Origin of the sequence: Sediminibacterium sp. (assembly GCF_051860225.1) — a bacterium.
Lineage (GTDB): Bacteria > Bacteroidota > Bacteroidia > Chitinophagales > Chitinophagaceae > Sediminibacterium.
This window is the reverse complement of the sequence record NZ_JBHYEI010000001.1, coordinates 692,553-712,942: the sequence shown is the minus strand read 5'-3', so window position 1 is coordinate 712,942 and position 20,390 is coordinate 692,553. Positions and strand designations below refer to the sequence as shown.

Genomic DNA, 20,390 nt, shown 5'->3' with positions numbered 1-20,390 from the left:
TACATATTCTTTCCTGCAAGGAAATTAGTCTTCTTCAGATACTCACGGATCTTCTTTACAATTTAATTATTTTCCAAAACCAAAAATTATTTTTTGTAAAAGATAGACAATAAATCCTATTGCAATCCATCGTAAAGGTGTTCTAATTTTTTTCATAGGTTATATTGTTCAAATTAAATAAACAAGATTTATTACATTGTAAATGATATGTATACCCCTTCATAATTGAAGCGTTATAATAAACAATTTTGTTGATTGTATTACACATTTCATACCTGTCAGTTAGAAAAAATAGAATCTCTTTTAGAATAAGGTTTGCTAATATATTTATATTAAATGAAATGGAAGGATGTGTCGTATAATCTGTGTATAGTTTTTTTTGTTTTTCGAACGACTGCTCTTCGCCGAATCTCTTTATTGCTAACTGATTTAAACTCAAGTCACAACACGTTTTGCCGGGAATAAATAATGGACCAAGGTTAATTATTTCAAATGCATATGACATGTGAATAAACGGAATGCCATTGTTAAAACAATAATTGTTTAATGAAGTTCGAAATGACAAATTAGGGTCACACGCTTTTATAATAAACTGAGGAATCGTAATGTCACAAAAACGTCTAATATCTGCTTCTGAAAATACTTTTTCTGTATAAGCTTGGATACTTATTCCGAAATTCTTTCTTACCCGTTCACTAAGTGCAATTACTTTATACTTTCCAATATCAGTCGAATCAAAAATTGTTGTCTTTTCAACATCACTTGAATTTACAACATCATTATCACAAATGCTTATATTTTTAAACCCAAACTGAGCTAGTAGGTATCCAATTGTTGCACCACCAGCCCCTGCCCCAAATATCAATATTCTATAACTTAGCAGTTCAGAAGGGAATTTAATATTAAGGTAATCGAAAAAAAAATCTTTTCGTTTTTTTTGCTCTTCAGTTTTTAAAAGAATTTGCTTTTTAAAAAGTTCATTATAAAAATGATTTCCATTAATCTCACTTAACGATATGCCATTTGAAATAAGATCATCCAATAACTTCCTATTTTGATTTGTATTTGTAATTTCAATATATTGATCTGTGCCAGGTATCCCAATACAGATTTTAGATTCAACAGACCAAATGGGTAAATATTTCAATATTGAATACTTATCTGACATAAGAAACCCATTTTAATAAAGAATCTACATTTAGATTTGACCAAGAATGAGGATTAGTATTTTCTGTTTTCTCAATACATAAGAAAATATTTGAATTACCCCTTTTCTTTTGATTAGATAAAAACATAGATATGTCTAATGCATGCATGTCATACAAGCTACGCCCTCTATTTAAAAACTGCCACCCCAATGATAAATTTGTAAATGCAAATATTTTAGTTTTTGTAAGAAGAAAATCTTTCACTCCTAGAGCATTTTCGGCAGAAACAACTGTTTCTCTTCTGCATAAACTATCAATCGAAATTGAGCTACTAACCGCTTTAGATTTTATAAGATTGTAAATGTATTTTGCCTCTTCACGAGATATTTTCTCAGTATTAGTTATCTGATTAACAATACTTTTTGTAAATCGATTTAAATCAAGTGGGGAATCAACTAATATTAAACTATTGCCTTTCTGATTTTCCTTCTGAAATTTTAAAAGTAACTTTGCTGCACCAAAACCTCCCATTGAAAATCCTCCGATATGTATTGATTTGGGGAATTTATTTTGAAGTATTTCAATTACTTGTTTATAAATATTATCCAACTCTAATGAATCATATAAAAGTGTGTTCGATGAATTGATAAATAAGACGGAATAATCCTTACTTTTTAGTTGATTAAGTAAAGTACTGTTTGTCTGAATAACTTCATAAAAGTTTTGATTATACCCGGTTAGAAAAATAAACAAATCATTATCTGAATTTGATTTCAAAAAATAATAATCAGTACTAGACTTTATATCTGAGATTTTATTTTCTGAGCATGAATTCAAAGTAATAAACATAGTAAACAGAATCGTTAATTTTATCATATTACTTTCAATAAACAAAACCACTGCTAATCAATAAAGTAATCAGCAGTGGAGGTTTTAAAATTAAACATTATCACAAGCGTTATGAGGCAGGTTCATCCCGGGTTTAGGATGAATGGATGCGTACATTTTCGAAGCTGCATCATCTACAGCTGCATCCAACACTCTACTTCCAATATAACCCGCAATAGCCCAACCTGCTCTTACTAACCATGGCGCTATGCCACCAACAACTTCCTGTTTTTCGGCTTGGTTCAATTGAACCAAATCCATTTCTTCTAATTGAATTTGCATATAAAAAATTTAATTTTACTCCTAAATTCACGTAATAGGAAATCACGGTTTTTCCAGTTTCGCTTTCGCTGGGCTGTCAATTTATAAACCCCAAGTAGTATTGTTTCTACCATCATCCTTTTTTATTTTATGCATGCCTGCATTTGGGGTTAATTAAGGAGTAATATCCCATTGATCAAGCTTGGTCATTCAATAGTTGTACTTCCTATTGTTTTACAAGTATCCTCATATAAATTAGAATAATCACTAGGTAAAACCCTAGAAGTTTAAATTCAATAAAAAAATAATGCATTGAATTTTGTATAAGTGATTATTGTCATGTATTATTGTTGGAAATAAGTAAATGTGATGGGGCGGGTATTAATTGGTATTGCAGAAGATCATGCTGCAATTAGAAAAATGATGATTAATGAGGTCAAAGAAAAACTTGATTGCGAAATCATTGCAGAAGCTGGGAATGGTATTGATTTTTTAAACGAATTAAAGTTATCTAATCAAATCCCCGATATAGTATCGATTGATTTATCAATGCCGATAATGAATGGTTATGATACAATTAAAGAAATAAAGAGTCAATATCCATCCACTAAAATATTGGTTTTTACTTTTGTGGCGGAATTAGATGCTATTGTAAACCTTTTTAACATTGGCATTCATGGTTTTGTAGGTAAGGCAGATGAAAAATTAAATTTTTCATCTGCTATCATTGAAATTCTTGAACATGGATTTTTAAAAAACAAATACTATCGTTCCAAACAATTAGCTTCCCTAGATTGGAATAAATATTCTTTCATAGGAAATAATGCTTTTACCTATAAAGAGATAGAATTCATTCAATTCAATATTGATAATTTGTCTACAGTTGAAATTGCAAAATTTTGGTTTTGCTCGGAAAAAAATGTTGAGTATCACAGAAAAAAAATCTACACAAAACTTGACATAACAACTAGACAGGAATTGGTAACCTATGCCAAAAAAATTGGTTATGAATCTTAGTGTCCAAAAAATTATTTTCCCAATTTCTCTTCAAACAATTTCAAAATCCTCTTATACTCATCGGTCCAACTACTGGGTTCTACAAATCCATGGTCTTCCATCGGATACACAGCGAGTTCCCAATTGTCTTTTTTGAGTTCAATTAATTTTTGAGACAAACGAACTACATCTTGAAAATGTACATTCACATCTACCATTCCATGGCAGATTAATAAATGATTTTTTAAGCCCGCCGCAAAATTGATTGGAGATGATTTTGCATAAGCAATAGAATCTTGAACAGGTTCATTTAAAATATTGGCCGTGTATCCATGATTATAATGTGCCCAATCAGTTACGGGTCTTAATGCAGCTCCCGCCTTAAATACATCTGGTGTGGTGAATAATCCCATCAATGTAATAAATCCTCCATAAGATCCACCATATAAACCAATTCGGTTGGGATCAATACCATAATTTTTAACCAAGAAATCCGCGGCATCTACATGATCAGTTAAATCTTTTCCACCCATATGTCGGTAGATGCCCGTGCGCCAATCTCTTCCATATCCACTGCTAGCTCTATAGTCTATATCAATTACGGTATACCCTTTGTCTACCAATAAATTATTGAACATATATTCCCTGAAATAAGAGCTCCACCAATAATGCACGTTTTGTAAATAACCAGCACCGTGCACAAAAAATACTGCAGCCCCATTTTTCTTTGCAGCAGTTGGTTCATAAATTCTTGCATAAATATTTTGCCCATCTCTTGCAGGAATGGTGGTTACTTTCGCTTCTTTCCAGTCATATTTTTTAAACTCCTCAGTCATCGAAAGATTGGTGACTTGAATGGGTTTTTTACCGGGTGCATTTTCTTGCACATATAATTCCCATGGTTTGTTGATATAAGAGTAGCGATAAGCAATCCACTTTTCATCTGGGCTCATGCTCACTTCATATCCTCCCTCCCATGCAGTGATTCTTTCTTTTGCAGAACCATCAGTTTTAATGCGATACCAATTTAATTTTCCAGGATGTGTTTCATTGGTCAATAAATAAAAATGCTGTTTATTCTTACTCAATTTCAAATCCTGCACTTCGTAGTTTCCAGCTGTTAATGCTTTTTTATTTTGTGTTTTTACATCGTACACATACAAATGCGAATAGCCCGAAGTTTCGCTTTGAAAATAAAACTGATCATTATTGATCCAGCCAATTTTAGTTCCGAAGTTTCCACCACCAACACCTGGTCCACCAATCCATGCATTGTCTCTTTGTCTATCGATGGGTACTAATTTTCCAGTTGCAGATTCAAGTTGCATAATCCATCGGTCTTTGTTGTCTTGAGAACGAATATCAACAATGGCAATACTTGCGCTGTTATTCCAATAAGGACCATAGATGACTACAGAACGATTGCTTGGTTTTTTTCCTTCGTATCTTTTTGGATAATCTTTTGCGTAATCTGGTAAGTCTTGTATCCCAGGAATTGCATCTGTTTTTATTTGCATCAACGTATCGCGCACTCGATCCCAAACATAAAAATCAAATTTGCCCAATGCGTTGCCCACTTTGGTTCTGGTATTTAAATCGGTAGTGTATCCAGACTCGGTCACATAATCTGGAACAATAGTTTGTTTATTTCCAGCTGGTGCTTGATACAATCGATACGTCACGAAACGCGCATCTGGACTGATTTGTAGGCCTTGCATCATTCGATCGCCCGTCGCAATTCTTTTAATCGTATCATTATAAACGATTCGATTATTCCTCAAATAATTGGCGCGTTCCTCTCTTTTATCTTTTCTTTCTTTGAGCACTTCAAATAAATCCAACTGTTGTTGTTGCAACCAACCATCTTGGGTTTGTGGGTTGATCATAGCCGCGGCGCGATTGATGTTTCCTACAGTTGCGCTCCCCCCCGAACCAATATTGGTTAATTGCGTGATTACTCCTGTTTTGGTATGCCAAGCAAATAAATTGGGGGACTTAGTAAAAGCAATCCACTCGTCATTCATAATAAATGAAGGATTATTTTCTTGCTCTTCTGTTTGTGTAACCCGAATGGTTTTATTCAATTTTACATCTGTCCAATAAATGTCGCCACGAAACGCATACACCATTTGTGTTCCAGCCAAATTATAGACTGCATTATTTAATGCACTATTGCGTTCAATAATATTATTGTTGGCTTTATCTGGTGCTGTTGCATTTAAAGCATATGCATACAATGAGTCCGCCATTTGTTGTTTTGGATTCCAATTAAAAAAAACAGTTTTACTATCATGACTCCAAAAAACATTGGAAGGAGATGTGCCCATCCATTTTGGATCACGCATAATATAGTCAACGGTTAATGACTGGGCAAAGCTGTTGGTGCTTACAGCAATAAATAGCAACAGAATAAATTTTCTCATACAATTGATTTGTTAGAATAAATCTATTGTATTTGTATTGGTTAATAATTATTCTCGTGCAATTTTATTTGAATGGAGGAATGCAAAACATTATTGATAATAATGATTGGCTTCTATGTATTCGCGCACTTTCTCTGGTACCAAATAGCGAATGGTTTTTCCAGCTTTAATATTATCCCGAACATGGGTTGCGGAAATGGTTAATAGAGGTGCATCTAAAATGCGCAGTTTAGCACCAGCGTTATTATTAATAGTAAAGCCCGGTCTATTGTAAACAGTAAATGTATAATCACTGATAAGCAATGAGGCATTTTTCCACTTTGGCAAATTTTGAAAACTATCGCTGCCCATGATAATCTCAAAACTATGTTGCGGATATTTTTCTTTTAAATAAATCAACGTATCGATTGTATAAGAAGGCTTGGGCAATTTAAATTCAATATCAGAAGCCCTTAATCGAATATCGTCTTCTACTGCTAATTGTACCAAATGTAATCGATGGTATTCATTGAGTAAACTACTGGCAGGTTTGAACGGGTTTTGTGGAGACACTACAAACCATACTTGCTGTAAATCGGTTTGATTTAAGACATGGCTAGCAATAATCAGATGCCCAATATGAATGGGGTTAAATGAACCAAAATAGAGGCCTATTTTCATCTAATATATTGATTATCAATTAATTAAGACAAATCCTCGGTTACAAAAATGCTGTTGGCCTCGCTTAATCTCAAGCTTAATCGATAGCCAGATACACAGATTGAGATGGGATCTCCCAAAGGTGCAATCTGTTCCACTTTTACTTTCTCACCTGGCACACAACCCATTTCCATGAGTTTGATAAAGATGTCGTCTTTTTCAAATGAATCGATAATTCCCTTTTGCCCTGCTGATAACTCAGACAATCTTTTCATATTTCCGATTATATAGTAAAGGTAGTCTAGCCCGTATTGGTTTTGTTACGAATTTTGGAGTAATCAAGTAATTATGGCTAAAATCAATTTTCGCACAGGGGATCGCCCTTTTGTGTTTGCACAGAAGTCTGCATTAAAAATATTTATCGCTTCTATTTTTAAGAAAGAAAAAAAGCAGCTTTCTGCAATCAATTATATTTTTTGTTCCGACGAAATGTTGCTGAAGATTAATCAGGATTTTTTACAACACAATTACTATACAGATATCATCACTTTTGGACTGAACGAACCGGGTGAACCCATTGAAGCTGAAATATATGTAAGTATAGATCGCGTAAAAGACAATGCCAAACATCAAGGAGTTTCCTACCAAAATGAAATGCAACGTGTGCTTTTTCATGGTGCCCTACATTTATGTGGCTATAAAGACAAAAAGAAAAGTGAAATTTCAACCATGCGTGCAAAAGAGGACCAGTATTTGCAATTGATTGGAAAAAGAAAATAAATGAAACCTTGGGCGCTGTTTTTTCTATTGGTTAGTTGTTCTTGGGTCAATGCCCAAAATTATAGTCAAGTCGTTTTAACTGATATTCCATTTGAACCCAAGCTGGCAGTGAAACAAGTGATTCTTGAAAAACTAACCCAAAATAAAACTTACCGCGGGTCTGATCCGCTCTCCCAATCTTTTATTTATTGGACCAACTATGCGCGCCTATATCCTAATGAATTTAGAGACTCTGCTTTATTGCCCTATTTGAATCAACAGCCAAGGCTAAGGGGTAAATATGCCAACAGTTTGATTGAAGCTTTAAGCAAGGTTGATCCCCTTCCATTTTTAGCGCCCGAAGAAAAATTAAGCTTGGCTGCTCAAAACCATGCCAAAGACATAAAAAGTAATGGGGGGAGTGTAAGTCACCAAGGCTCAGACGGCTCTGGTTTTGGAGACAGAATGCGAAAAGTGGGATACAAGGGTTGTGCTGCAGAAAATATCTCTTTGGGCAAAGACAAACTTGGATTAAGCTCACTTCTTTTACTCTATTTAGACATCAACTTGCCCGATCTTGGACACAGAAAGAATTTATTAAACCCTAATTATAAAAAAATGGGGGTTAGTTCAGTACAACTGAACGACAATCAAACACTTATTGTTCAGGAATTAGGATGCGAGGAAGCCCCAAAGAACTAATTATTGACGCCCCCCACTCCACCAATAAACTCAATCTGAGGTTCCACGAATCACCGTTCCCCAACGGAACATTTTAGTGATGTTCCACGAATCCCGTTTATCTTTGAAGAAATAGATGACACGCTCATTTAAATGTCGTCATGCTGGTTATTCAAAATAAATGAACCTATGAATAAGGAAAAGAGGAAATGGCAGATTGCTTTTAGAAGATATGTTTTAGAAGATGCGCCGAGTGAAGCCTATGCCCCCTATTTTGGAATTGACAGAGCTGGTTTAAGAAATTGGATAGAGATTCAATTTACGAATGGGCTTACGTGGGAGAACCATGCATTGCTTTGGCAGTTTGATCATGTCGTCCCTATCGCATTCTTTGATTTTTCAAAGGAGGAAGAACTCAAGCTTTGTTGGAATTTTATCAATCTACGTGTTGAGCCAACTCATTCTGATAATTCTAAAGAGCATGGAACAGCTATATTGGGAGCAAAAAAATACTTTACCGATTTATATTTAAACGCTGGGTTCGGACTTGCAAAAAATATGATTGAAAAAATTGAAGGATTGGAAGCAAATGGACTCAAACCAAATAAAACAATGCTTCAATTTTTAACCAGTAACAAAGACTGGCTACTACATGTTAATGAATTGACTAAAGAAGAATTCCATAGATACAATACTGGTACTCCCATCGAGGACCTATTGCTCGAAAGAGAAATTTTAAAAAAATTCGGTTAGGGCGAATCCTATAATATCTTTGCACCATGTTTTCAAAATACGATGTAATAGTAGTAGGCGCTGGCCATGCAGGATGTGAGGCGGCAGCGGCAGCAGCAAACTTGGGAAGTTCCGTTTTGTTAATTACCATGAATATGCAAACCATTGCCCAAATGAGTTGCAACCCTGCAATGGGTGGAATTGCAAAAGGACAAATTGTAAGAGAGATTGACGCCCTTGGCGGATACAGTGGTATTGTTACAGACTTGAGTACCATTCAATTTAGAATGTTGAACCTCAGTAAGGGCCCTGCTATGTGGAGTCCGAGAGCGCAAAACGACCGAATGCTGTTTGCGGCAAAGTGGAGAGAATGGTTAGAGAAAACACCCAATGTTGATTTTTACCAGGACATGGTCAAAGAAATCATCATTAAAAATAATAAAGCCTGTGGCGTGATAACTGGATTGGGTCACGAAATCATGGCCGAATCTGTTGTAGTAACCAGTGGTACTTTTTTAAATGGAGTCATTCATATTGGTGAAAAACAATTTGGTGGTGGACGTGTAGCAGAGAAAGCAGCTACAGGTATTACAGAACAATTGGTTGCATTAGGTTTTGAAAGCGATCGTTTAAAAACGGGAACTCCTCCTAGAGTTGATGGAAGAAGCTTGGACTATTCTAAAATGGAAGAACAAAAGGGCGACGAACAGATTGTTGGTTTCTCTTATCTTGATATTCCGAGAGTGAAGCCCGAAAATCAAAGAAGTTGTTTTATTACTTATACTAATCAAACAGTTCACGATTTATTAAAAACAGGTTTTGATCGCTCCCCCATGTATCAAGGCAGAATTGAAGGAGTTGGCCCAAGGTATTGTCCAAGCATTGAAGACAAAATCAGTCGCTTTGCAGATAGAGACCGTCACCAATTATTTGTGGAACCAGAGGGTTGGGATACAGTAGAAATATATGTTAACGGTTTCTCTACTTCTTTACCAGAAGAAGTACAAATGGCAGCATTGAGGCAAGTACCAGGATTTGAAAACTGCAAAATATTTAGACCTGGTTATGCAATTGAATATGATTATTTTATGCCAACTCAATTGACACACGCGCTAGAAACCAAACAAATTAGTCATCTGTTTTTTGCGGGTCAAATTAATGGAACAACCGGTTATGAAGAAGCGGCCTGTCAAGGTATGATTGCAGGAATCAATGCTCACCAAAAAGCTAAATCGCTAGAACCCTTTATTTTAAAAAGATCAGAAGCATATATTGGTGTATTGGTTGATGATCTGATAAATAAAGGTACCGACGAGCCTTATAGAATGTTTACGAGTAGGGCTGAATTTAGAACCTTATTGCGTCAAGACAATGCAGACCTACGCTTAACAGAAAGAAGCCACCAACTTGGTTTGGCATCAGATGAAAGAATGCGTGCCGTAGAACAAAAAATAACAGAAGTAAAAGAGGTTAAAAACATATTAAAAGATTTTAATATAGAACCGACAGAAATCAATGAATATTTAACCTCCATTAATTCTGCTACTATTCAAGAAAAACAAAAAGCGGCTAAAATCATTTTAAGACCAAATATTTCTTTAGACGATCTTATAACAACTTTACCAAATCTTCAAACAAGATTAAATGAAATTTCTGCCGATGCTTTATTGCAAGCTGAAATTCAAATCAAATACGAACGCTATATTGAAAAGGAACAACAGTTGGTAGATAAAATGAGTGATTTAGAAAATATGGCTATCCCTGCAAACTTTGATTACGACAAATTGAATGCGCTTTCTAATGAAGCTTTGCAAAAAATGAAAAAAATAAAACCGAGCACATTAGGTCAAGCAAGTAGAATCAGTGGTGTTAATCCATCAGACATACAAATCCTAATGGTTTACATGGGTAGATAACATAACTTTAAGAAAACGATTACCATTGAAACGTTTTCTTAAATGGTTAGGCTATAGTATATCAAGTATCATTCTAATAATACTATTGGTATTTTTAATTGCAAGTATATATGTTCAGCAACATAAAAAAGAATTGATTGCAGAAGCAAGTGCAACAATTCAAAAAAAATATCACAGTACTGTTACTATTAAAGACATTCATCTTAGTCTATTTGAACAATTTCCAAATTTCTCTATAGAATTAAAAGAAGTAGATGTAAAAGGACCAATGTTTCAAATTCATGCTCAGAAATTATTTACCGCAAAAAATATTTCTGTGCGAATAAAAACTTGGCCCTTATTATATGGTAAGATTCTATTGACTAAAACAAAATTAGAGGATGGTCAATTATTTATTTATACTGATAAATTAGGTAATCACAATCTTGATGAATTAAAACAAAAAAAAGCTGCTGAGAAAAACTCCGTAGTTCAAATACCAGATAATATTGAACTAAATAAATTTGACATCATTATTAAAGATGATCAAAAATTAAAAACATTTCATTTTAATATTCAGTCATTACAAGTGCAATCAACAAAAAATGATAGCACGACCATTTTGAATATCAAAAAAGAGATGGTGATAAAATCTTTAATATTCAATCACTTAAAAGGAAGTTTTTTAAAAAATCAAAAACTTATAGGAAAATACTCAATTGTAGTTGGAAAAGAAAAAATGACATTCAAGAAAATTGAATTAATAGTTGGTAAAATACCTTTTATATTAACGGGTGATTTTGATCTGAAAAATAAAGGCTTGTTTATTTTAGAATTAAATACACCAAGAATTCCGTTTGACTTTGCTAAATCAATCTTAACAAAAAATATCAGTAAAGTATTGACTCATATAATTATTACAAAACCCCTTGGAATTAATGCTACAATTAATGGCCCATTGAGTGGTGGAGAACCAAAAGTTATTGCACATTGGCAAATAAAAAAGACAACAATTGGAACAACCCAAATTCAATTTACTGATGCAGACGTTGAGGGCACATTTAATAATCAAGTTAATAAAACCCAAGAACCCAATGATGTGAATAGTTCAATAATATTATCAAAGTTATCTGGCAATTGGCATGAAATACCCATTCAAACTTCTAATATTCAAATAAACAACTTAACACAACCCTATTTAAAAGGTGGTTTTAAAACTCAATTTAATCTGGCTCTATTGAACCCCCCATTAAACACCGATAACATTGTGATAAAAAGGGGGAAAGGTAAATTGGATATTGATTATGAAGGCCCACTAGTTAATAACAATGAGAAAAACACTAAAATTAGCGCATCATTACAAATCAATGATGGAGAAATATTTATCAAACCAATTCAAAAAAATATTTCAAATACGTTTGCAGATCTTCAAATAAACAACAATACAATAGAAATTAAAAAACTCACCGCACAAACAAAAGAGGGAAGTCAATTAACAATTACCGGTATATCAACCCATTCATTGGCAGCCATTCCAAATACACCAGGAAAAGCTAATGTTAATATAAATATATCAAGTCCTAATTTAAACTTAAATGAATTTAGTAGTTCATTACAGCATGGTCTTCATAAAAAGAAAAAATCAAGAAATCTAACATTTAGTAAAATTGATCATATTCTAGAAAACGAAAACATTCATATTAACTTGAACGCTAATTCTATTAAATGGCAAAACCTAGTGGCAAGAAATTTAACTTCGTCGATCGATTTAAATTCCGGTAACTGGAGGTTGAATAATTTGAGGATGAATTTGGGTGTTGGAAATATTCAACTTTCGACAAAAATGTTGACTATTGAGTCAAGAAAAATCTTAACAGCAAAATTTCAGGTTAATCGTGTTAAAGCAGATGAGTTATTATATGGTATGAATAATTTTGGCCAGAATGGTCTATCCTATAAAAATATACGAGGAGAACTCAATATCGATGGTGAGCTAAAAAGTCCTTTAAATAAACAAGGTGGCATAAATCCAAATCAAATAGATGCTGCCATTAACTTTCAAATAAAACAAGGCGCACTACTGAATTATATGCCATTGTTGAAAATTCAAGAACATGTTTTTAAAAACCGTCAACTTGATTCGCTTCAATTTGCAACTATCAAAAATGCAATAACCTTAAATCATGGTACTATTCATATACCAAGAATGGAAATAGCCACTTCGGCATTGAATCTTTTTGTTGGTGGCGACTATGGGCTCAATGGTAATACCAATATGCATATTCAAGTACCATTGAATAATTTAACACAAAAGGACCAAAGCAGAAAAATGAAAATTGCTTCCAATAAAGAGAAAGGAGGTGCAAGTATATTCTTGAGAGCGATATCTGAGCCTAATGGTCAAATAAAAATTAAATTAGATCCCAAAGGTGGAAAATATAAACGAGAACAATTAGCCCAATAACCTATTCACCCATTCAACACATTATAAATGTGTCTTTTTTAAAAGACGAACATTTGTAGTAGCTTTAGAAACCTTCTAAATAAACCTTACTTATGAGAAAAATTAAGTTGTTATTTTCTTGTTTGGTGTTGACAACCCTGTTGCATGCCCAAGAAACATTTCCAGTAAATGGTATAGCCGACAAAAGAGATGGATGTTATGCCTTTACAAATGCCACCATTGTTAAAGATGCTCAAAATACCATCCAAAATGGTACAATGGTTATTCGAGATGGCAAAATTGTAGCAGTTGGTACAAGTGTAGTCGTACCAAAAGATGCATTAGTAATAGACTGTAAAGACAAATTTATTTATCCTTCGTTTATAGATATATATACCGATTATGGAATGCCCGCAATTCAAAGACCTTCAGGTGGTGGTGGGTTCGGTGCACCTGCTCAGCTTTCGTCAAATCAAAAAGGTGCATACGGTTGGAACCAGGCCCTAAAATCTGATATTAATGCATATAAAATTTTTAGTGTTGATGACGCTAAAGCAAAACCAATGCGCGAAGCAGGTTTTGGTGCAGTACTTACACATCAAAAAGATGGTATTGTAAGAGGCACAGGTGCTGTTGTAACGCTATCAGGAGAGAAAGACAATTTTGCAATTGTTAAAGAAAAAGCTGCCGCACTTTATTCTTTTAATAAAGGAACCTCTACGCAAGCATATCCTTCCTCTTTAATGGGAACAATTGCATTACTCAGACAAACCTATAATGATGCTGCTTGGTACAAAAACAATCCTGAAGTAGCCACTAAAGAAGGCATGAATATTACCCTTCAATATTTTAATAATAATCAATCATTGCCTCAAATATTTGATGTACAAGATAGAGGTATAGATTTATGGAATATGATGAGAGCCGATCGTATTGGTGACGAATTTGGAATTCAGTATATTCTAAAGACTACCGGAAAAGAGTACCAAAGAATAAAAGAAGTGGCAGCAACAAAAGCTCCCTTAATTGTAACTGTTAATTTTCCTCAAGCACAAGATGTAGAAGATCCAAATGATGCTAGAATGGTGTCATTAGCCGATATGAAAAATTGGGAATTGGGACCTACTAACCCTGCGGCCATCGAAAAAGCTGGTATACCATTTTGTTTAACTACTGCAGATTTAAGAGATCCAAAAACGTTTTTAACAAACCTTAGAAAAGCGATTGAATATGGTTTAACTGAAAAAGCTGCAATGGAAGCATTAACCAAAAATCCTGCAACATGGCTTGGGGTATACGACAAAGTTGGTAGCTTAGATGAGGGTAAAATGGCAAACTTTGTAATTACCACTGCTCCTGTTTTTTCTGAAAAAGCTGTTATTCTTCAAAACTGGGTTAATGGTAATAAATATGCTATTAAGGAAGATGCTTGGAAATCAATAAACGGTAATTATAAATTAACTGTTCAATCAGAGGCCGGAATAGAAACCTATTCACTTGAAGTAAAATCTAATAACACAGCTACTTTGATTGGAAAAGATACATTGGCTAATAGATTTAGCTTTGATGGTAAAACAGTCAAAATCAATTTTGCACCAATGCAAAGAAGAATCGGTGGAGCTGGCCGTATGGGTATGGGCGCTAACGTTCCAGCAGCATTACCTGCAAATGCTGCTAAATTAAGCGGTTTTAATAATGGTAAAAGTTGGAATGGAACTGGTGTAGATTCATTAGGCAATCATATTACATGGACTGCAGAAGAAATTAGTTTAACTGTAGCAAAAACAGAAGAAGTAAAACCTAAGGCAATTCCTAAAACCAGTAAATCATTTTATCCATTTACCGCGTTTGGCAACGATGAAGAAAACATTCCAAAACCAGAAACGATTCTTTTCAAAAATGCGACTGTTTGGACAAGTGAAAAAGCAGGAAAACTGGAAGGAACAGACGTTTTAATTAAAAACGGTAAAATAGCAAAAGTTGGTAAGGGTCTTAATGAAACTAATGCTAAAATAATTGATGCAACTGGCAAACATTTAACTGCCGGAATAATTGATGAACATTCACATATAGCATCCGCGTCTACCAATGAAGGTGGGCAATCTGTTACATCGGAAGTTAGAATGCAAGACAATCTCGATCCTGACGATATTAATATTTATAGACAATTAAGCGGGGGTGTTACTAGTTCACATATTTTACATGGTTCTGCTAATACAATTGGGGGTCAAACTCAATTAATCAAACTTCGTTGGGGTACAGATGATAAAGGATTAATGTTCGAAGGTGCTGATCCTTTTATAAAATTTGCATTGGGCGAAAACGTAAAACGTTCTTCCTCTACCCAAGGAAATTCTCGTTTCCCTGATTCAAGAATGGGTGTTGAACAGGTTTTAAGTGATGCTTTCAATAGGGCAAAAATATATGAAACTGCTAAAAAAGAATATGAAGCAAATAGTAAGAAAAAAGGTGCCGCCCAAACTACTTTTAGGAAAGACTTAGAACTTGAAGCATTAGTAGAAATAATGAACAGCAAACGCTTTATCACTTGTCATAGTTATGTTGCAAGTGAAATAGTAGTTGCAATGAGAGTAGCAGAAAAATATGGTTTTAAAATAAATACTTTTACTCATATCCTAGAAGGCTATAAAGTTGCTGATAAAATGAAGGCTCATGGTGCCGCTGCTTCAACCTTCTCTGATTGGTGGGCATACAAAAACGAAGTACAAGATGCAATACCCTATAATGCAACGATTATGCACAAAGTGGGATTAAATGTTGCTATCAATTCAGATGACGCTGAAATGGCTCGTCGCTTAAATCAGGAAGCTGCCAAAAGTGTAAAATATGGCGGAATGAGTGAAATTGAAGCTTTAAACATGGTTACTATCAATCCTGCTAAAATGTTGCACGTAGACAATAAGGTAGGTAGTATTAAAGAAGGTAAAGACGCGGATTTAGTATTATGGTCTGCACACCCTTTAAGCATATATGCTAAATCACTTTATACGGTTGTAGATGGTACTATATACTATGACCGTGCTAAGGATGAAGCCATGAGAAAAGAAGTAAAAGCAGAAAGAACCCGTTTGATTAGTAAAATGGTTGGAGAAAAGAGAACTGGTGCTCCTATGGCTCCATTTACACCAAGCTTTAAATATGTTCATACTTGTTTAGACCATGGACATAAATTAGGATTATTAGAAATTGAAGCTGGTGAAGAAGAAGGTATTGAACACAATAACAACCACTAAAAAAAATATCATGAAAAAAATTATATTAATAAATACACTACTCTTATTAGTAGGAGTATCTTATGCTCAAGAAACTGTATATCCTGCAACATCACAAAAAGGAGTCACTTTCATTAAAAATGGTACCATACATGTTGGAAATGGAACCGTTATTGAAAAAGCGACTATTAAAATAAACAATGGCAAAATTGAAGAAGTAGGAACAGATATTGCAATTCCACAAGGAAATGTACAAGTGGTAGATGCTACAGGCAAACATATTTATCCTGGTTTGATTTTACCAGCATCTACATTAGGATTACAAGAAATTTCTGGCGTAAGAGCAACTACAGACTATAATGAAATTGGAGAAATGAATCCGAGCATTCGCTCAATATCCGCATACAATGCAGACTCAAAAATTACCAATACCTTAAGATCAAACGGTATTCTTTTAGCTCACACAGCTCCAGCGGGTGCATTATTAGCAGGACAATCAAGTGTGGTTCAATTGGATGCTTGGCATTGGGAAGATGCGGCTTATAAAATGGATAATGGAATGAATCTTTATTTACCAAGTCTAATTGGTAGACCAGGCGGAAGATTGGGCGCTTTGTTTGCACAATTTATGCCTCAGGCACCAACTGACCCATTAAAAGCAGCTTTAGATAGAATTGAAATTGTGAAAAACTATTTTAGAGAAGCGAAAGTGTACATTGAAAATACGCCAAAAGAAATCAATCTAAAATTGGAAGCCGCTCGTGGGTTGTTTGAGAAAAAACAAAAATTATATGTACATGGCAATCAAGTAAAGCAAATGTTGTTGGCAATAGATTTTGTAAAGGAATTTGGATTTGATGTAGTTATTGTAGGTGGTTCAGAAAGCTGGCAAATAGCCAATTTGCTAAAACAACACAATATTGGTGTGATCCTTAGTCAAATGCATAATCTACCAACATTGGATGATGATGATGTGGATATGCCTTATAAAGCTCCATCAGTTTTACAAAAGGCTGGAGTTTTGTTTTGTATAAATGACGATGATCCACAAAATAGAGGAAGAAATCTTGCTTTTAACGCAGGTACTGCTGCAGCTTATGGACTATCCAAAGAAGAGGCACTAAGTGCAATCACACTCAATGCTGCTAAACTACTAGGTGCAGAACAAATAACCGGCTCAATTGAAAAAGGAAAAGATGCCAACATTATTATTAGTGCCGGAGACATATTAGACATGCATACAAGTATTGTTGAACATGCGTTCATTCAAGGACGAAAAATTGTATTAGACGACAAACACAAACAATTATATGAGCGTTATAAATATAAATACGCTATTAAATAATCAGTTATAAATAGTTAGTTGAAAGCCCGGCAAGTAAAATTGTCCGGGCTTTTAATTTGAAAGAAATAGCTGAATTAAAAATAAACGGCAGCAAGCTATTTATTACCTTAGCCATATGGAGAAAAAACTCTTTTTATTAGATGCTTTGGCTTTGATTTATAGGGCATATTATGCTTTGATAAGAAACCCAAGAATCACTTCAAAAGGAATAAATACGAATGCACAATTTGGATTTACTTCTACCCTATTTGATTTAATTCAAAAAGAAAAACCAACACATTTAGCTGTTTGTTTTGATACACACGCACCCACAGAGAGGCATGTTGATTTTACTGATTATAAAGCTAATAGGCAAGAAGCTCCAGAAGATTTATTGGCATCTATACCTGATATACAAAAAATTATCCGAGGATTTAACATACCAGTTGTAGAACTAGATGGTTATGAAGCGGATGATATAATAGGAACAATAGCATGGCAAGCAGCGGATGCTGGTTATGAAGTTTTCATGGTTACACCAGACAAAGACTATGGTCAATTATTAGTTAAACCACATGTCTATATTTATAAACCACCATCTTATGGAAATCCTGAAGAAATTATTGATGCAGGTAAAATATGTAGCAAGTGGGATATTTCCAGAGTTGAACAAGTAGTAGACATGTTGGGATTGATGGGTGATGCAGTAGATAATATTCCTGGTATACCTGGTGTGGGTGAAAAAACGGCGGCTAAGTTGTTAAAAGAATTTGACACACTTGAAGGAATCTTAGAAAATGCCGATAAAATAAAAGGTGCTTTAGGAGAGAAGGTTAGAGCAGGGAAAGATTCAGCTATCATTAGCAAAAAATTAGCCACTATTATAACGAATGTGCCCGTTGAATTTCACGAAGAGGATTATAGATTGAAAGAATGGAATAGAGAAGAACTGAATGCAGTCTTTACAGAACTTGAATTCAAAACCCTAGGGAAAAGAATTTTGGGAGAATCATTTAATGCATTTCAATCTGCTCCACAAGGAATACAAACAGATTTATTTGGAAATGCTATAGAACAAAAACCAATAGTAAATAAAACCATCAATGAGGATGAAAAAAACACCCCCTCTTATGGTCTGGTTGCAGATAAAAATATTGACAACACAAATCATGAATATCATTTAATAAAGTCGGTAGAAGAAATAAAAAAACTAGTTGAAAATCTATTAACGAAATATGAAATATGCTTTGATACAGAAACAACAGGAACAGATGCGAATAATGTAGAGTTAGTAGGAATGAGTTTCGCCTTTGAAAAGTACAAAGCATATTATATACCATTTAGTAGCAACCAAAAGGAAACAACGGAAAAAATTAATCTTTTGATTCCATTATTTGAGGATAAAAACAAATGCTGGGTAGGACAGAATATCAAATACGATTTATTAGTATTGAAGTGGTATGGCATAGAACCAAAAGGAGAATTATTTGATACCATGTTAGCACACTATGTGATTGAACCAGAAGGTAGGCGCAGCATGGATTTGCTCAGTGCACAATATTTGGGTTATGAACCAGTTTCCATAGAAACACTAATAGGTAAAAAGGGGAAGAACCAAGGAAATATGCGTGATGTTGAAATTGAAAAAATTAAAGAATATGCGGCCGAAGATGCAGATATAACCCTTCAATTAAAACATTGTTTTGTACCATTACTCAAAGAAAAAAAAGTAGAAAAGGTTTTTTATGAAGTAGAAAACCCACTAGTGAGAGTGTTAACTTCAATGGAATTTGAAGGTATTAAAGTAGATGAAGCCTTTTTACATGAGTACAGCAAAGAATTAGAAATAGAAGCAAAAAAATGTGAAGAAAGCGTATATGCACAGGCTGGTGTTCGATTTAATTTGGCTTCACCAAAACAATTAGGAGAAGTTTTGTTTGATAAACTACAATTAGATCCTAAAGCCAAAAAAACAAAAACTGGACAATATGCAACAGGAGAAGACGTATTATTAAAATTAGCCAATCAGCATAAAATTGTAGATGACATATTAGGTTTTAGGGAATTAACAAAGCTAAAATCGACTTATATAGATGCTTTACCAACAATGATTAACAAAAAGACCGGTAGAGTACACACGTCTTATGCGCAGGCTGTTGCAGTAACAGGAAGGCTGAGTAGTAATAATCCTAATCTTCAAAATATTCCAATTAGAACAGCTAGGGGAAGAGAAATAAGAAAGGCCTTTATACCAAGAGAACCAGGAAGAATTTTAATGAGTGCAGACTATTCACAAATTGAATTAAGAATAGTAGCCGCTATTAGCGGTGATCCAAATATGTGTACTGCATTTAAGGAAAGAAAAGATATTCATACAGCTACAGCAGCAAAAGTTTATGGTGTAGACGAAACAGCTGTTACCAAAGAAATGCGATATAAAGCAAAAAGTGTAAACTTCGGAATAATCTATGGTCAGGGGGCTTTTGGATTAGCAGAAAATTTGGGTGTAAGCAGAACTGAAGCAAAAGAAATTATTGATAATTATAAAAAAGAATTTCCATTTATCCAGCAATACATGGACGACCAAATTAAATTTGCAAAAGAACACGACTATGTAGAAACTTTAATGGGTAGAAAAAGGTGGCTAAAAGATATACATAGTGCCAACTTTACAGTTAGAGGATTTGCCGAAAGAAATGCTATTAATTCTCCTATCCAAGGAACAGCAGCAGATATGATTAAAATGGCAATGATTAAAATTCATACTGAAATGCAAAAGACAAAATGGGAGTCTAAAATGATTTTGCAAGTTCATGATGAATTAGTCTTTGATGCAGTGGAATCAGAGGCAGATGCATTACAGACTTTAATAATAGAGTGTATGACAAACGCATTGCCATTACCCAATGGCGTACCTGTTGAAGCTGAAGTAGGCAGGGGTAATAACTGGTTAGAAGCACATTAAAAC

General features: G+C 34.2%; 15 protein-coding genes. 9 read left to right on the top strand and 6 right to left on the bottom strand.

Annotation, left to right across the window (positions count from 1 at the left end):
• Window positions 1-142: 142 nt before the first annotated feature.
• The 3 genes from ACTIEI_RS03025 to ACTIEI_RS03015 form a co-directional block, all read right to left on the bottom strand.
• Window positions 143-1,168, bottom strand: coding sequence for a ThiF family adenylyltransferase (locus ACTIEI_RS03025; protein WP_439504803.1), 1,026 nt, complete (start codon window positions 1,166-1,168; stop codon window positions 143-145).
• Window positions 1,158-2,024 (bottom strand): alpha/beta hydrolase, encoded by an 867-nt coding sequence (locus ACTIEI_RS03020; protein ID WP_439504802.1) that lies wholly within the window; start codon window positions 2,022-2,024, stop codon window positions 1,158-1,160. Before ACTIEI_RS03020 ends, ACTIEI_RS03025 begins: the two co-directional genes overlap by 11 nt.
• Window positions 2,025-2,087: 63 nt before the next feature.
• On the bottom strand, window positions 2,088-2,318 hold the full coding sequence (locus tag ACTIEI_RS03015; RefSeq protein ID WP_304758736.1) for a hypothetical protein: 231 nt from the start codon (window positions 2,316-2,318) through the stop codon (window positions 2,088-2,090).
• A 348-nt stretch (window positions 2,319-2,666) separates the two neighbouring features.
• Here ACTIEI_RS03015 and ACTIEI_RS03010 point away from each other — a divergent pair, with 348 nt between their 5' ends.
• Entirely contained in the window at window positions 2,667-3,314 is a 648-nt protein-coding gene (locus ACTIEI_RS03010) for a response regulator transcription factor (RefSeq protein WP_439504801.1), read from the top strand.
• Window positions 3,315-3,325: 11 nt separating this feature from the next.
• On the opposite strand, the gene ACTIEI_RS03005 is transcribed toward ACTIEI_RS03010, so the two are convergent.
• From ACTIEI_RS03005 to ACTIEI_RS02995, 3 genes are all read right to left on the bottom strand, one after another.
• Entirely contained in the window at window positions 3,326-5,716 is a 2,391-nt protein-coding gene (locus ACTIEI_RS03005; RefSeq protein WP_439504800.1) for a prolyl oligopeptidase family serine peptidase, read from the bottom strand.
• A 90-nt stretch (window positions 5,717-5,806) separates the two neighbouring features.
• Complete coding sequence (gene nadD / locus ACTIEI_RS03000) at window positions 5,807-6,376, bottom strand: nicotinate (nicotinamide) nucleotide adenylyltransferase (RefSeq protein ID WP_439504799.1); 570 nt, start codon at window positions 6,374-6,376, stop codon at window positions 5,807-5,809.
• A 23-nt stretch (window positions 6,377-6,399) separates the two neighbouring features.
• Window positions 6,400-6,630, bottom strand: a complete 231-nt coding sequence (locus ACTIEI_RS02995) for a FeoA family protein (RefSeq protein WP_439504798.1) — start codon at window positions 6,628-6,630, stop codon at window positions 6,400-6,402.
• Between the two features lie 73 nt (window positions 6,631-6,703).
• On the opposite strand from ACTIEI_RS02995, the gene ybeY reads away from it, so the two are divergent.
• The 8 genes from ybeY to polA all read left to right on the top strand — a co-directional run bounded on the left by ybeY (window position 6,704) and on the right by polA (window position 20,387).
• Complete coding sequence (gene ybeY, locus ACTIEI_RS02990; protein WP_439504797.1) at window positions 6,704-7,135, top strand: rRNA maturation RNase YbeY; 432 nt, start codon at window positions 6,704-6,706, stop codon at window positions 7,133-7,135.
• Window positions 7,136-7,816 (top strand): CAP domain-containing protein, encoded by a 681-nt coding sequence (locus tag ACTIEI_RS02985; RefSeq protein ID WP_439504796.1) that lies wholly within the window; start codon window positions 7,136-7,138, stop codon window positions 7,814-7,816.
• Between the two features lie 168 nt (window positions 7,817-7,984).
• The gene (locus ACTIEI_RS02980; RefSeq protein WP_439504795.1) at window positions 7,985-8,548 is read left to right on the top strand and encodes a hypothetical protein; all 564 of its coding nucleotides are present in this window, start codon (window positions 7,985-7,987) and stop codon (window positions 8,546-8,548) included.
• Between the two features lie 26 nt (window positions 8,549-8,574).
• Window positions 8,575-10,443 carry a tRNA uridine-5-carboxymethylaminomethyl(34) synthesis enzyme MnmG gene (mnmG, locus tag ACTIEI_RS02975; protein WP_439504794.1) on the top strand — a complete coding sequence of 623 codons (1,869 nt, stop codon included), beginning with the start codon at window positions 8,575-8,577 and terminating at the stop codon, window positions 10,441-10,443.
• Between the two features lie 25 nt (window positions 10,444-10,468).
• Complete coding sequence (locus ACTIEI_RS02970) at window positions 10,469-12,886, top strand: hypothetical protein (protein WP_439504793.1); 2,418 nt, start codon at window positions 10,469-10,471, stop codon at window positions 12,884-12,886.
• A gap of 92 nt (window positions 12,887-12,978) precedes the next feature.
• On the top strand, window positions 12,979-16,119 hold the full coding sequence (locus tag ACTIEI_RS02965; RefSeq protein WP_439504792.1) for an amidohydrolase family protein: 3,141 nt from the start codon (window positions 12,979-12,981) through the stop codon (window positions 16,117-16,119).
• A gap of 10 nt (window positions 16,120-16,129) precedes the next feature.
• Entirely contained in the window at window positions 16,130-17,443 is a 1,314-nt protein-coding gene (locus ACTIEI_RS02960; RefSeq protein ID WP_439504791.1) for an amidohydrolase family protein, read from the top strand.
• Window positions 17,444-17,558: 115 nt separating this feature from the next.
• A complete protein-coding gene (gene polA / locus ACTIEI_RS02955) occupies window positions 17,559-20,387 on the top strand; it encodes a DNA polymerase I (RefSeq protein WP_439504790.1) in 2,829 nt (942 codons plus the stop codon).
• The last annotated feature ends 3 nt before the right edge of the window (window positions 20,388-20,390 follow it).

Excerpts from the sequence above, each read along its gene's own strand:
- nadD (WP_439504799.1), bottom strand. The coding sequence starts at position 6,376 with ATGAAAATAGGCCTCTATTTTGGTTCATTTAACCCCATTCATATTGGG.
- polA (WP_439504790.1), top strand. The coding sequence starts at position 17,559 with ATGGAGAAAAAACTCTTTTTATTAGATGCTTTGGCTTTGATTTATAGG.
- ACTIEI_RS02960 (WP_439504791.1), top strand. The coding sequence starts at position 16,130 with ATGAAAAAAATTATATTAATAAATACACTACTCTTATTAGTAGGAGTA.
- mnmG (WP_439504794.1), top strand. The coding sequence starts at position 8,575 with ATGTTTTCAAAATACGATGTAATAGTAGTAGGCGCTGGCCATGCAGGA.
- ACTIEI_RS02995 (WP_439504798.1), bottom strand. The coding sequence starts at position 6,630 with ATGAAAAGATTGTCTGAGTTATCAGCAGGGCAAAAGGGAATTATCGAT.
- ACTIEI_RS03025 (WP_439504803.1), bottom strand. The coding sequence starts at position 1,168 with ATGTCAGATAAGTATTCAATATTGAAATATTTACCCATTTGGTCTGTT.
- ACTIEI_RS02965 (WP_439504792.1), top strand. The coding sequence starts at position 12,979 with ATGAGAAAAATTAAGTTGTTATTTTCTTGTTTGGTGTTGACAACCCTG.
- ACTIEI_RS02985 (WP_439504796.1), top strand. The coding sequence starts at position 7,136 with ATGAAACCTTGGGCGCTGTTTTTTCTATTGGTTAGTTGTTCTTGGGTC.
- ACTIEI_RS03020 (WP_439504802.1), bottom strand. The coding sequence starts at position 2,024 with ATGATAAAATTAACGATTCTGTTTACTATGTTTATTACTTTGAATTCA.
- ybeY (WP_439504797.1), top strand. The coding sequence starts at position 6,704 with ATGGCTAAAATCAATTTTCGCACAGGGGATCGCCCTTTTGTGTTTGCA.
- ACTIEI_RS03005 (WP_439504800.1), bottom strand. The coding sequence starts at position 5,716 with ATGAGAAAATTTATTCTGTTGCTATTTATTGCTGTAAGCACCAACAGC.
- ACTIEI_RS02980 (WP_439504795.1), top strand. The coding sequence starts at position 7,985 with ATGAATAAGGAAAAGAGGAAATGGCAGATTGCTTTTAGAAGATATGTT.
- ACTIEI_RS03015 (WP_304758736.1), bottom strand. The coding sequence starts at position 2,318 with ATGCAAATTCAATTAGAAGAAATGGATTTGGTTCAATTGAACCAAGCC.
- ACTIEI_RS03010 (WP_439504801.1), top strand. The coding sequence starts at position 2,667 with ATGGGGCGGGTATTAATTGGTATTGCAGAAGATCATGCTGCAATTAGA.